The sequence below is a fragment of the Rhizobium johnstonii 3841 genome, from assembly GCF_000009265.1.
Lineage (GTDB): Bacteria > Pseudomonadota > Alphaproteobacteria > Rhizobiales > Rhizobiaceae > Rhizobium > Rhizobium acaciae.
The window spans coordinates 418,437-431,058 of record NC_008381.1 but is presented as its reverse complement, the minus strand read 5'-3'; the positions used below and the strand labels follow the sequence as shown (position 1 = coordinate 431,058).

General features: G+C 61.1%; 12 protein-coding genes. 5 read left to right on the top strand and 7 right to left on the bottom strand.

Going from position 1 to position 12,622, the window contains the following annotated elements:
- Window positions 1–110: 110 nt before the first annotated feature.
- From RL_RS29470 to RL_RS29450, 5 genes are all read right to left on the bottom strand, one after another.
- On the bottom strand, window positions 111–1,019 hold the full coding sequence (locus RL_RS29470) for a homocysteine S-methyltransferase family protein (RefSeq protein WP_011654437.1): 909 nt from the start codon (window positions 1,017–1,019) through the stop codon (window positions 111–113).
- Window positions 1,020–1,139: 120 nt separating this feature from the next.
- Window positions 1,140–1,829 carry an ABC transporter permease gene (locus RL_RS29465; protein ID WP_011654436.1) on the bottom strand — a complete coding sequence of 230 codons (690 nt, stop codon included), beginning with the start codon at window positions 1,827–1,829 and terminating at the stop codon, window positions 1,140–1,142.
- 12 nt (window positions 1,830–1,841) lie between these two features.
- Window positions 1,842–2,567: an ABC transporter permease gene (locus tag RL_RS29460; protein ID WP_011654435.1), complete on the bottom strand. Its 726-nt coding sequence runs from the start codon at window positions 2,565–2,567 to the stop codon at window positions 1,842–1,844.
- 12 nt (window positions 2,568–2,579) lie between these two features.
- Window positions 2,580–3,353, bottom strand: coding sequence for a transporter substrate-binding domain-containing protein (locus RL_RS29455; protein ID WP_028743094.1), 774 nt, complete (start codon window positions 3,351–3,353; stop codon window positions 2,580–2,582).
- Window positions 3,354–3,400: 47 nt separating this feature from the next.
- Complete coding sequence (locus RL_RS29450) at window positions 3,401–4,180, bottom strand: ABC transporter ATP-binding protein (protein ID WP_028743095.1); 780 nt, start codon at window positions 4,178–4,180, stop codon at window positions 3,401–3,403.
- A gap of 163 nt (window positions 4,181–4,343) precedes the next feature.
- Here RL_RS29450 and RL_RS29445 point away from each other — a divergent pair, with 163 nt between their 5' ends.
- From RL_RS29445 to mctP, 5 genes are all read left to right on the top strand, one after another.
- Window positions 4,344–4,808 (top strand): Lrp/AsnC family transcriptional regulator, encoded by a 465-nt coding sequence (locus RL_RS29445; protein ID WP_011654432.1) that lies wholly within the window; start codon window positions 4,344–4,346, stop codon window positions 4,806–4,808.
- A gap of 87 nt (window positions 4,809–4,895) precedes the next feature.
- A complete protein-coding gene (mctS, locus tag RL_RS29440) occupies window positions 4,896–6,281 on the top strand; it encodes a sensor histidine kinase MctS (protein WP_011654431.1) in 1,386 nt (461 codons plus the stop codon).
- A complete protein-coding gene (gene mctR / locus RL_RS29435; protein ID WP_011654430.1) occupies window positions 6,278–6,922 on the top strand; it encodes a two-component system response regulator MctR in 645 nt (214 codons plus the stop codon). The genes mctS and mctR overlap by 4 nt, the downstream gene beginning before the upstream one ends.
- Before the next feature lie 330 nt (window positions 6,923–7,252).
- The gene (locus tag RL_RS29430) at window positions 7,253–7,450 is read left to right on the top strand and encodes a DUF3311 domain-containing protein (RefSeq protein WP_003555492.1); all 198 of its coding nucleotides are present in this window, start codon (window positions 7,253–7,255) and stop codon (window positions 7,448–7,450) included.
- Window positions 7,440–8,915 carry a sodium:solute symporter family monocarboxylate transporter gene (gene mctP / locus RL_RS29425; RefSeq protein ID WP_011654429.1) on the top strand — a complete coding sequence of 492 codons (1,476 nt, stop codon included), beginning with the start codon at window positions 7,440–7,442 and terminating at the stop codon, window positions 8,913–8,915. The genes RL_RS29430 and mctP overlap by 11 nt, the downstream gene beginning before the upstream one ends.
- Before the next feature lie 148 nt (window positions 8,916–9,063).
- Here the strand turns inward: mctP and RL_RS29420 are convergent, their stop codons facing one another.
- Both RL_RS29420 and RL_RS29415 read right to left on the bottom strand, forming a co-directional pair.
- Window positions 9,064–11,025: a methyl-accepting chemotaxis protein gene (locus RL_RS29420; protein ID WP_011654428.1), complete on the bottom strand. Its 1,962-nt coding sequence runs from the start codon at window positions 11,023–11,025 to the stop codon at window positions 9,064–9,066.
- A 500-nt stretch (window positions 11,026–11,525) separates the two neighbouring features.
- Window positions 11,526–12,596: an LLM class flavin-dependent oxidoreductase gene (locus tag RL_RS29415; RefSeq protein WP_011654427.1), complete on the bottom strand. Its 1,071-nt coding sequence runs from the start codon at window positions 12,594–12,596 to the stop codon at window positions 11,526–11,528.
- Window positions 12,597–12,622: the final 26 nt, after the last annotated feature.

Sequence of the window (12,622 nt, the reverse complement as noted above, 5' to 3'; positions counted from 1 at the left end):
AAGGTGATGGCGCCGAAGGGCGGATGAAAGCGCTCGCGAGGTCACTTCACCAAGAGGATCAATAAAGTCCGAGAACTGCGATTGCCGGCAGCAGCCTCACTCTCGGCTATTCAACCCAAAAGCGTCTTCTTGAGTCGATGGATGTGGGCGGCGCCAATGCCGCAGCAGCCGCCGATGATCGTCGCGCCGGCCTCGGCCCAGGAGCAGGCATAGCGCGAATAGGCATCGTCATTCAGATCGGCGCGTGTCTCGTGCAGGCCTTCATTGGCGGCTGCCTCGCCTTGCTCCCCTTGGAAGGCATTGGCATAGACGCCGATTTCGATGTGAGCATCCATCTTCCGGAACACGCGCGCGGCCGTCTCCACCGCCGCCTGCATGACTTCGGGCTTGCTGCAATTGAACAGGAGGGCGTCAGCGCCCGATGAAACCGCCCAGGACGCCGCCTCCTCGACCCTTTCCTCGGAGCGAAGCTTGGGTTCGCCGCCCCTTATCGCTGCCTCGTCATCGGCCAATGTGAACGAAATCCAGAACGGTTTGCCTGACGTCGCCACCGCCTTGCGCACAGCCTCTGCCTCGGCGATCAGGCTCAACGTCTCGCCGAGCCATATATCGACGAAGGGAGAAAGGTTTTCGACAAGCACCTCGAGATAATCCTGCACCCGCGAAGGCTGAAAATTCTGCGGCTCGTATGAGCCGAAGATCGGCGGCAGCGAGCCGGCGACCAGCACCTTCCGATCCGTGACGGAATCAGCCGCCTCGCGCGCCAAGCGGCCGGCGAGACGGATCAGCGCCGCCCCTTCCTTCTGGAACCGGTCCTCGCCGATGTGAAAGGGCACCAGCGCGTAGCTGTTTGTCGTAATCACCTCAGAGCCGGCGGCGATGAATTCCTGGTGGACCCTACGGACGATATCCGGCGCGTTGATCAGCGCCAATGCCGACCATTCCGGTTGTTTCAGCTCGGCGCCCAGCCGCAACAGTTCGCGGCTCATGCCGCCATCGAGAATTCGCATCGTGCTCATGAAGAGGTCTCCATTCAGGCTGTCGCGCCGTCAGCGGCGCGGGGCTTTTCATCGTAAAGTGGGCGAGATGTACGTGGTTCGTGCGCCAGCGAGTTCATGACCAGTCTCTTTCCCGTCGGCCTAGCGGCGAACCGGCACCTGCGCTTCGAGACTTCGGAAGACGCGGGCGATGACGGCGGTCAGGGCGAGATAGAAGAGGGTGACGACCAGCAGCGGTTCATAGACGAGCAGAGTGTCCTGCCGAACCTTGTTTGCCACGGCATAAAGATCCATCACCGTCACAGTAAAGGCGAGCGGCGTCGCCTTGAGCTGCATGACGATCTCTCCCGCAATCGTCGGCAGGGCGATTCGAATGGCGCGCGGCAGCCAGATGCGGCGGATCAGCATCCAGGGCGACAGGCCGAAGGCCCGGCCCGCTTCGAGCTCGCCCTTGGGAACGGCAAGCAGCGCGCCGCGCAACACCTCTGCCTCATAGGCTGCATAGTTCAGGGTAAAACTGACGGCGGCGAAGAAGAAGCCCTCGCGCAGGATCGGCCAGAACAGGCTCTGGCGGATGCCGGGGACCATGGGCAGCAGCGAGCCCACCCCGTAGTAGAGAAGCCATAGCTGTATCAGCAGCGGCGTGCCGCGAAAGAAGGTGCAGTAACTCCGCGCCAGGAGCCGGGTCAGTCTGCCGCCGCTGACCTGCGCAAACGCGAGGCCTATGGCGATGGCGAAGCCGAACACCACGGAGATCACCAGCAGGCAAACAGTCTGCCAGGCGCCGGTCAGAAGCAGCGGCCAGTAGGAAGAGATCCAGGTGAAATTCATGGGGCGCTTTCTTCAGGCAAGACGCGGCTGCCCCCGCCGTACCCGTCCCTCGATCAGTTTGAAGACGACGTTGGAAACAAGCGTGATGGCGAGATAGAGAAGGGCCGAAGCAAGGAAAAAGACGAAGTAATGCTTGGTGCTTGCCCCGGCAAGACGGGTGGCGAGCGCCAGTTCCTGGTAGCCGACGACCGCCACCAGCGCGCTGTCCTTGGTGACCGACATCCATAGATTGGCAAGGCCCGGCAGCGCGTTCGGCAAAAGCGCCGGCAGCAGGACCCGACGGAACCTCAGCACCGGCCCCATGCCGAAGGCCTTGGCGGCCTCGATCTGGCCGACGGGAATGGCGAGAATCGCGCCGCGCAGCACCTCCGTCATGTAGGCGCCCTGCACGAAGCCCAGCACGGCGACGGCCGCGACGAAGCCGTTCACATTGACCGGCGGCAGCTCCAAAGCGGCGAGCAGCCGGTTGAGGCCATCGGTGCCGGCATAGTAGAGCCCGACGATCAGGATCAGCTCGGGAACGGCGCGGATCAGCGTGGTATAGAGATCGAGCAGCAGGCGCAGTATGCGATTGCCCGAAAGCTTTCCAAGCGCGCCGCCCGTGCCGAGCAGCAAGCCGATCGCGAAAGCGCAAGCCGAGATGGCGACCGTGGAGACCGCACCTGCCAAAAGAACGCCGCCCCATCCCGGAGGATAAGGAGACAGCAGGTCCAGAACACCTTGTTGCGCGGTCGCCATTATCAGGACTGCTTACTTTGCGCCGTAGATGTCGAAATCGAAGTATTTCTTGTTGATGGCGTCATACTGGCCACTGGCACGGACGGCAGCGATCGCCGTATTCAGCTTGGCCTTCAGTTCCGTGTCTTCCTTGCGCAGGCCGCCCGAAACGCCGGCGCCGAGAATCTCCTTGTCGTCGGCGACGTCGCCCATCTTGGCGCAGCAATCCTTGCCGCCATCGCTTTTCAGGAAAGCGTCAAGCGCCAGTGAATCGCCGAAGACATAGTCGATACGGCCGGAAGCGAGATCCTGGAAAGCCTCATCGAGCGTCTGATAGGTCTTTTCCTCGGCAGCGGCGGCGAAATACTTCTTGTAATATTCCGACTGGATCGTCGACACCTGGATGCCGATGGTCTTGCCCTTCACGTCCTCGGCGGTGGCGCCCGGCTTCTGGTCCTTGGGACCGATCAAGGTGCTCGGCGTGTTGTAATATTTGTCGGTGAAGTCGATCACCTTCGAGCGTTCCGCGGTGTTCGACATCGACGACCAGATCACGTCGAACTTCTTGCTCTGGAGAGCCGGAATGAGACCATCCCAGGAAATCTCGACGATCGAGCATTTCTCCTTCATCTCCTCGCATACGGCATTCATCAGGTCGATTTCCCATCCCTGCCATTGGCCCGACGCATCCTTGGCGAAGAAGGGCGGATAGGATTCGTTCATGACGCCGAAGCGGACTTCGGCCTGTGCGGTGACGGCGGAAAGCACGAGTGCCGCGCCGGCGAGAAGCGTGGGGAGCAGTTTCATTCGCAGGATTCTCCTGGTTTGTGTTGTCGATGAGAGCTCGGAGTGCATCAGTGGGCGCTGAGGCCGGTGAATTCCCGGCAGCGGGCGCTGACCGGCGCGCCGAATATCTGCTCCGGCGGGCCTTCTTCCTCGATCCGTCCCTGATGGAGGAAGAGAACACGGCTCGAGACATCGCGCGCGAAGCGCATTTCATGCGTGACGATCAGCATGGTCCGGCCTTCTTCGGCGAGATCGCGGATGACTTTCAGGACCTCGCCGACCAGCTCCGGATCGAGCGCCGATGTCGGCTCGTCGAACAGCATGACATCAGGGTCGACGCAGAGGGCTCTCGCAATCGCCGCGCGCTGTTGTTGACCGCCGGAGAGGAAAGCCGGATAGGCATGGCGCTTGTCGAAGAGCCCAACCTTGTGGAGCAGGGCCTCGGCCTTTTCGATCGCCTCGCGCCGCGAAATGCCCATGACATGCACCGGCGCCTCGATGACATTTTCCAGCACCGTCCGATGGGCCCAGAGATTGAAACTCTGGAAGACCATCCCCAGTCCGGTCCGCAGCCGTTCGATCTGCCGCCAGCTGCGCGGCTGCAGCCGGCCGTCCCGCCCCATCTTCAGCGCGATTTCCTCGCCGTTCACGGCGATGCGGCCACGATCCGGCGTTTCCAGGAAATTGATGCATCTGAGAAAGGTGCTCTTGCCGGAGCCCGACGAGCCGATGATCGAAATTACATCGGACTTCTCGGCCTGCGCCGAAATACCCTTGAGAACCTCTTGCGAGCCGAAGCTTTTATGGAGATCTTCGACGCGAAGAGCAGGAAAGGGTTGATCTGGCATGCATGGTTCCGGGTGAATTAAGCTTGCGAAGGATAATGATAAAATAACGCGGTTTTTTCGCGCAGTTTTCATCTATTATGCATATTTTATGCAAAATAATCTTCCTCGTGCGGCAAGTACGGCAGAATGTGCGAATTGCTGCGGCGAGAACTAGGATTGGACAATGGAACAGCTGGATCGTTTTGACCGTGACATTCTCGATATCGTTCAGCGCGACTGCCAGCTGAAAGCCGAAACCATTGCCGAACGGATCGGACTGTCGGTCTCGGCCGTGCAGAGGCGGTTGAAGCGACTGCGCGAGGAAGGGATCATCAGAGCGGAGGTGGCCGTCGTCGACCGCAAGGCGACAGGCACAGCGATGGTGTTCATCGTCGGGATGGAGATCGAGCGGGATAATTACGACGCGCTGGCGAAGTTCCGCCTCTGGGCGGAGAAGCAGGATCACATCCAGCAGGTCTATTATGTCACCGGTGCGGTCGATCTGATCGCGATCGTTACCGCCCGCGACGTCGAGCATTATGACGACATCGCCGCACTGATCATGGCTGACAATCCCCAGATCCGCCGCATGCACACGAATGTGGTGCTGCGGGACGTCAAGCTCGGCCTGTTCGTGCCCCTGGACTAGCGCTGGCGCGACCGCACGGATAAGCCGCTGGACTCGCATTTGACAAAGGGCATAATTCCCGGCGCAAATTCTCGGGAGGAATGATCGTTGACGTTACGACACCAGATCATCGCATTGGCGATCGTTCCGCTCGTCATTTCGATCCTTGCGATTACCACCTTCATCACCTGGCAATCGGCAAACCTCGCCAAGAACAGCATCGACACGTTCGAGCAGAACATGCTGAAGACCAAGGAAGCCGAAATCCTCAATCTGACCAACCTTGCTCTGTCCGCCATCCAGACGATCTATGACAAAGCCGGTTCCGACGATGAAGCCGCCAAGCAGCAGGTGGCGGCGATCCTGACCTCGCTCGACTACGGCAAGGACGGATATTTCTTTGTCTACGACTATGACGGCAACAATATCGTCCATCCGCGCCAGAGTTTCCGGCATGGGCACAATTGGCTCGACCTTACCGACCCGGATGGCGACAAGGTCATTGCCGAACTGATCGCCACGGCAAAAGCGGGCGGGGGCCTGCATCAGTACAAGTGGCAGAAACCATCGACCGGACAAATCGCCGACAAGCTCTCCTTCGTCGTCAGCCTCGACAAATGGCACTGGGTCGTCGGCACCGGCGTTTATCTGGATGACGTCTTTGCCCAAAGTGCCGCCGCCAACGCCGGGATGCGCGCCAACATAAAACGGACCTTCGTCATCGTCGCGCTGATCGACGTGCCTTCGGTGCTCGTCGTTTTCACCACCTGCATGCTGCTGACGTTCCACGAGCGCCGCATGGCCGACAGCCGGCTCAAGGCGTTGACGCAGCGGGTCATCGATACCCAGGAAGAAGAGCGCGCGCGGCTTGCTCGCGAGTTGCACGACGGCATTTCCCAAAATCTCGTCGGTGTGCGCTATGCGATGGATCTTGCCGGCCGCAAGGTCAGGACCAATGTCGACGATGCAGCGCTGACGATCGATCGCGGTGTCGAGGCGCTGAACGGCGCCATCAAGGAAATCAGACGGCTGTCGCACGATCTGCGCCCGCGCGTGCTCGATGACCTCGGCCTGACGGCCGCGCTGGAGGCACTCTGCTATCATTTTGCCGAGCGGACGGGGATCGAGACGAAGATCGACGCCTCAGGCTTCACCGACACGCTGAAGGCCGAAGCGAACACCGCCCTTTATCGCGTCGCCCAGGAAGCGTTCAACAATGTCGAGCGCCACGCGGGCGCCTCCAAGCTTGCGGTCAAGCTCTGGAGCGATAACGGCCGCGCCCGCATGACCGTGTCCGACAACGGCGCCGGCTTCGACGGCATCAAAGACGGTATGTCCGGCAGATCGGGTCTCGGCCTGCGCAACATGCAGGAGCGGATGGCCCACTTCCGCGGCCTGCTGCTGATCAACAGCAGCGAGGCAGGCACGACGCTGACGGCGATGATGCCGAAATCGGCCAATCGCCCCGTCAATCGGCAGGCAGAAGCTGCATGACGGAACGCCCGAAAATCAGGGTGCTCTTGATCGACAACCACCCGCTGGTGCTGGACGGGTTGAAGGCGGTGCTCGAAACATTCGACCATATCGAAGTTGCCGGCACGGCCGGGCTTGCCCAAACGGGACTGGAGATCGGCCGGCAGATCCTGCCGCAGGTCGTGCTGATGGACATTAACATGCCGAAGCTGAGCGGCATCGATGCGATCGAACTGTTCCGGAACGAACTCCCCCAGGCGCGGGTCGTGATGCTCTCCATGCATGACAGCCGCGAGTATATTTCCTCCTCGGTCATGCACGGCGCTGCCGGTTACATCCTGAAAGACGTTTCGACCGACGAGATCGTCTCGGCCATCGAGACCGTGGCAGGTGGGGGGACATATTTCTCGTCCGGCGTGTTCGACGCGCTGATGGGCGAACGCGTGGAGGAGGGGAGCGATCCCCTGACGCCGCGCGAACGCGACATTCTCGGGCTGATCGTTGCCGGCAGGAGCAACAAGGAGATCGCCGAGACGCTCGGGATCACCTCCGCCACGGCGGAAACGCATCGCAAGAATCTCAAAAAGAAGCTCGGCATTACGACCACGGCTGGGCTCATCCGCTATGCCCTCGATCACGGCATCGTCTCGAAAGTCGGGTGAATCTACTGCACAATTCAAAGCTCTACAGCGTGCTTCGCGCGTCTGAAAAGACGCGACACTGTCGTCTACCCACTTCTGGGTAGACCCCGGCATTTCAGCGCCGCGCCCATCTTGTGAGGACAAAACCAACGCCATAGGACTCCATCCACGGCTGGCCAAGTGCGAGCCGTTGGGAGGAATTCACATGCGTTACATCAGCTTCCGATCGGCCGGAAAACCTCGAGCGACCCGAGCCGGGCCTGCCGCGGCCGCCGGCTGACAGACCTGCCTTCCACGCCGACAACTGGAACATGGCGACCGCCGCCCGCGGCGCCTGAAAGGTATTCCGACATGGAAAAACCACGTAGCAAGGCAGCGCTCTGGCTGCTTGTCATTCCCTATCTAGGTCTGCTCTGGCCACCATTTTACAATGTCCGCGAGCCGTCTCTTTTCGGCTTTCCCTTCTTCTATTGGTATCAGCTTCTCTGGGTGCCGATCACCGCAGCGCTGACCTGGATCGCCTATCGGAGCACTCGCCATGACGACTGATATCAACGGCACAGCGCTTGCCGTCTTCATCTTCTTTTTCGTTTTGGTCACGGTCATGGGCTTCGTCGCCAGCCGCTGGCGCAAGCCCGAGACACTGGCCCATATCGATGAATGGGGTCTGGGCGGACGCAACTTCGGCACCTGGATCACCTGGTTCCTCGTCGGCGGCGATTTCTATACCGCCTACACCGTGATCGCCGTCCCGGCGCTGGTCTATACAGTGGGAGCCTACGGCTTCTTCGCACTGCCCTACACCATCGTCGTCTATCCCTTCGTCTTCATGGTCATGCCTGTGCTGTGGAAACGCGCCAAGGATTTCGGCTATGTGACAGCTGGCGACGTCGTCCACGGTCAATACGGATCGCGCGGTCTCGAACTCGCCGTGGCGGCAACCGGCGTCATCGCCACCATGCCCTATATTGCCCTCCAACTCGTCGGCATGACGGCGGTGTTGAAGGCGCTCGGGCTGCATGGCGAACTGCCGCTGGCGATCGCCTTCATCGTGCTGGCGCTCTACACCTACTCCGCGGGCCTGCGCGCCCCGGCTCTGATCGCCTTCGTCAAGGACATCATGATCTATATCGTCGTGATCGCGGCCGTCGCGCTGATCCCTTCGAAACTCGGAGGCTACGCCAATGTCTTCGCCTCGGCCGATGCGGCCTTCCAGGCCAAGGGTTCCGGCAACCTGCTGCTTGGTGGCAACCAGTATGTCGCCTATGCCACGCTCGCTTTGGGTTCGGCGCTCGCAGCCTTCATGTATCCGCATACGCTGACCGGCATCTTTGCCTCCAACAGCGGCAAAACGATCCGCAAGAATGCGATCATGTTGCCCGCCTATACGCTGCTGCTCGGCCTTCTGGCGCTGCTCGGCTATATGGGGCATGCCGCCAACCTGAAGCTCGACAGCGCCAATGACGTCGTTCCGACGCTGTTCAAGACGCTGTTTTCGGGCTGGTTCTCCGGCTTCGCCTTTGCGGCGATCGCCATCGGTGCGCTGGTGCCGGCAGCGGTGATGAGCATCGGCGCAGCCAACCTCTTCACCCGCAATTTCTGGAAAGCCTATGTCGATCCAGACGTCAGCGACGCGGGCGAGGCGAAGGTCGCAAAGATCACCTCGCTCGTCGTGAAGGTCGGCGCGCTGCTCGTCATCATCTTCCTGCCGACGCAATTCGCACTCGACCTGCAGCTGCTCGGCGGCATCTGGATCCTGCAGACGCTTCCGGCCCTGGTCTTCGGCCTCTATACCAACTGGTTCCGTGCACCCGGCCTGCTTGCCGGCTGGTTCGTCGGCTTCGGCGGCGGCACTTTCCTCGTCTGGGATGCCGGTTGGAAGCCTCTGCATCTGATCAGCCTCGGCGGCGAACCCTTCACCGTCTATACCGGACTGCTGGCGCTTGCGGCCAACATCGCCGTTGCGGTCGTGGTCAACGCCCTGCTTCCGGCCAAGGCTCCGGTCCGGGCCTAGAGCATGATGCCGAAAAGTGTGAGCGGTTTTCAGACAACATCATGCTCACCTCCTTTGATCCGAAAGTGCGAAGGGCAGCAAACGCTGCCCTTCGCAAAATTATGCCGCTTTGGCGTTCCAGCATAAGCTGGAGAGAGATCAGGGCGACTTAAAACTCTTCCCAATCGCCGGCCAATGCCGCATTCCCATTCGTCTGGAACGACTTACCCACTTTGGCAATCATCTGGCGCGCAGGCGAGGGCGCCGGTTGAGCATGCGACGCTGCGGCTGCGGGCTGCGATGCGCGCTTCGGTGCCACCGCTCCGCCAATGTTGAACTGGCCCAGAAGCTGGAACAGCGCGTCGGCTTCCTTGGCGAGGTTATGAGAGGCCGCTGTGGCTTCTTCCACCATGGCGGCGTTCTGCTGCGTGCCCTGATCCATCCTGTTGACGGCGGTATTGATTTCTTTCAGTCCCGTCGCCTGCTCTTGCGAAGCGCCGACGATGGCCCCCACATTGCCGTCGACCTGCTGCACCTGCTCCGCAATCTCTTTCAGCGCCTTTCCGGTCTCGCCAACCAGGGCCACACCGCTTTTGACGTGGCCGTTCGAAGCGTTGATGAGTTCCTTGATTTCTTTTGCCGCCTTGGCGGAACGTTGCGCCAACTCGCGTACTTCCTGAGCGACGACGGCAAAGCCCTTGCCTGCCTCACCGGCGCGGGCGGCTTCGACACCGGCATTGAGCGCCAGCAGGTTGGTCTGGAAGGCGATTTCATCGATGACACCGATGATGCTGCCGATTTCGGTGGCGGAGGATTCGATCTTGCCCATGGCATCGACCGCATCCCGAACGACGCTGCCAGAGCGCTCCGCGCTATCCTTCGTCTTGCGAACGAGTTGGCCGGCTTCCTGAGCCTTGTTGCTTGAGTCGGCAACGGTGGTCGTAATCTCTTCCAGGGCCGCGGCGGTTTCCTCGACCGAGGCTGCCTGCTGTTCTGTCCGCTTGGCGAGATCGTCCGAGGCGGAGCGGATCTCCTGCGCACCGGCCGCTATGGCGCTGGCGTTCTGCGCAACCTTCTGCATGGCGGCACGGAGCTTTTCGACCGCAGAATTGAAGTCGGCGCGGAGCTTTTCCAAGGACGGAATGAACGGAGTGCCGATCTGCTGTGTAAGGTCGCCGTCAGCCAGCGCCTGCAGCGCATCGCCAAGCTGGCCGACAGCCTTGTCCGTCTGCTCCGCAAGCGTGCGGCGTTCATCTGCGTCCTGCTCGAGGCGATGCCGCTCCGACACGGCTCGCTTCGCCTCGGCGTCGGCTTCCCGTTCCGCCTTTGCCGAAATTGCGTCGCGCAGCCCGGCCACCGCCCGTGCGAGCTTGCCGATCTCATCGCCGCGCGCTTCGAGGCGGCGATCGCCATCAAGATTGCCATCGGCCATGGCTTTCAGCGAAAGCTGAAGTTTTGCCAGCGGGCCGACGATCGTGCGTGCGGTCACGGCCGCGGCAACCAGCGAAAGAACGGCCGCAATGCCAAGCGCGGTCAGTGCGAATGGCTTGAAGCCGCTTGCCGAGCTGCGAACCTCGCCGCCGATCGATTTGTTCAGCGCTTCCTGATAGTCGATGAATTTGTTGATGGCGCCGAGCCAGGCAACGAAGGCCGGTCGAGCCTGTTCGAGCAGAATCTTGCGGGCGGCCTCGCCGTCGCCCTTCTCCTGCAGCGCAATGATCTGGGCGACCAATGGATTGGCCTTCGCCTGAATGTCTGCAATCTCGCTGAGGATGGTCTTTTCCTGTTCCGTCGCACCGGCCGGAGATGCAACCATATCCGCCATGCGCTTTTCATTCTCGGCGTAAGAGGCTGCCAGCTTCCCGATCAATGCCTCGGCCGTCTTCCGCTCATCGTCAGATGTCACCAGAGTGACGTCGCGGATGGCGATCGCCCGATCATGCACGCTGCCGCGATAGTTGATGGCAAACCGTTGCTTCACGCTGTTGACGTCGTTCATCGCTCCAAGTTTATCGTTGATCAGCGCAACTTCTTCCGTCGAATAGATGGTCAAGCCGACCATCAGCAAGAGGAGAACGCCGAAGCCAAGCGCCAAGCGCGCCACAACTCCGAAACTCATGATATTCTTCATATGCACTCTCCCCCGCGGTGAGCTTTGTTGGAAGGATGTCTCGGCAGCCAGGATTGCTTGTCATATCTCAATCGAAGGCAGAGCATCGTTGTCTCCGAGTGCATCCGACGGGCACCCTGTGCCCGGAATCGCGCTTGAGAAACGGGACATCCGTCAAAGCAATAAAAGCCGATTTCATGCGAAATTCGGGTGCCTGACCCGCCCTCATGGCGGAGGTGACGGTCCTAAAGAACGTCGCCCCGATATCCAAAAAAATTAGAGTAATATATTTTAGAGAGTGTAAACGGAGCCGACGGAGCAAGCTATTGCGCTCTATCTGGATAGCATTTGCGCTTTTCGGATGGGCAATTCGACCGGCGCTCTTCCGATGGTTGCGAAATCTCTTACCTCGCCGAAACAACAAGGTTCTGCGGCTTGCCCGCGAATTGCGGGACGCCCAGAACGGTCTCGGCAATCGGCATGAATTGCAGCTGCTGCGCCGAAGAGCCGCTGCTCCGGTCTCAGACGCGCAGCAGCGGAAGAAGCTGATCGCCCTGTCGCTTGATTTCGGAGAGATACGGCGTGTCGGACAGCACGAAGTGGGTGATGCCGAGATCCTGATATTTGCGTAGCGAGCGGGCGACGTCTTCCGCCGACCCTACCAGCCAGGTGGTGCCGGCGCCGCCGCCGCCGACTTTGCCCGGAGCGGTATAGAGGTTGTCGTCGAGGACGTCGCCACGCTCATGCAGCTCGAGCAGCCGCTGCTGGCCGACGGCGAGTGCGCGCTGGTGATCGTGCCAGCCGGTACCTTTGCTTCTGGCCATCTCGGCGACCTTTGCCTCGGCGTCGGTCCAGGCCTGTTCCGTGGTGTCCCGGACCAGCGTCGTTATCCGCAGGCCGAATTCCAGCGGCGGGAGGTCGCGGTCAAGCTCCCTGCTCAACGCCTTCAGTCGCGCGATCCGTTCGCCGACACCGTCGAGCGGCTCGCCCCAGAAGAGCTGGATATCAGCCTCGGTGGCGGCCACCCGCTCGGCCGCCTCCGAGGCGCCGCCAAAATAGAATTTGGGGTGCCGACGGTCGCCGCGGACCGGGATGCGCGGCACCACGGTGGATTCAGCAACGCGGAAGTTCTCGCCCGCGGATGTGACGTTTTCTTCGGTCCACAATCTGCGGACCAGCCGCATGAACTCCTTCGTCCTGGCATAGCGGTGTGCCTGGTCCCCCTCGCTATCGCCGTAGGCAGAGAGGTTGTCCTTGCCCGACACGATGTTGATCCGCACGCGGCCGCCGGTCAGATGGTCGAGCGTCGCCGCCGCGGAAGCGAAGTTCGCCGGTCGCCAATAGCCGGGACGGATCGCAATGAGCGGCTCGAAAGTGGTGGTCCGCGCGGCGAGCGAGGCCGCGACGGTAAACGTGTCGGGGCGACCCCAACCGGTGCCGATGAGCGCGCCCTTCCAGCCATGCTCCTCCAGCGCCCTTGCGTGGCTGGTCAGCGTGTCCAGGCTGTTGTGGTTCTCGACGGCGGAATCGCCGCGATGGCCGGCTTTGACGTCGTTCGGAATATACCAGAGAAATTCGGAATTATTGCTCATGCGATGCTGCGGCTCTGTGTGTAATT

Bases quoted from the DNA above. Each gene is read 5' to 3' on its own strand.
- RL_RS29470 (WP_011654437.1), bottom strand. From the start codon at position 1,019: ATGAGCACGATGCGAATTCTCGATGGCGGCATGAGCCGCGAACTGTTG.
- RL_RS29465 (WP_011654436.1), bottom strand. From the start codon at position 1,829: ATGAATTTCACCTGGATCTCTTCCTACTGGCCGCTGCTTCTGACCGGC.
- RL_RS29460 (WP_011654435.1), bottom strand. From the start codon at position 2,567: ATGGCGACCGCGCAACAAGGTGTTCTGGACCTGCTGTCTCCTTATCCT.
- RL_RS29455 (WP_028743094.1), bottom strand. From the start codon at position 3,353: ATGAAACTGCTCCCCACGCTTCTCGCCGGCGCGGCACTCGTGCTTTCC.
- RL_RS29450 (WP_028743095.1), bottom strand. From the start codon at position 4,180: ATGCCAGATCAACCCTTTCCTGCTCTTCGCGTCGAAGATCTCCATAAA.
- RL_RS29445 (WP_011654432.1), top strand. From the start codon at position 4,344: ATGGAACAGCTGGATCGTTTTGACCGTGACATTCTCGATATCGTTCAG.
- mctR (WP_011654430.1), top strand. From the start codon at position 6,278: ATGACGGAACGCCCGAAAATCAGGGTGCTCTTGATCGACAACCACCCG.
- RL_RS29430 (WP_003555492.1), top strand. From the start codon at position 7,253: ATGGAAAAACCACGTAGCAAGGCAGCGCTCTGGCTGCTTGTCATTCCC.
- mctP (WP_011654429.1), top strand. From the start codon at position 7,440: ATGACGACTGATATCAACGGCACAGCGCTTGCCGTCTTCATCTTCTTT.
- RL_RS29420 (WP_011654428.1), bottom strand. From the start codon at position 11,025: ATGAAGAATATCATGAGTTTCGGAGTTGTGGCGCGCTTGGCGCTTGGC.
- RL_RS29415 (WP_011654427.1), bottom strand. From the start codon at position 12,596: ATGAGCAATAATTCCGAATTTCTCTGGTATATTCCGAACGACGTCAAA.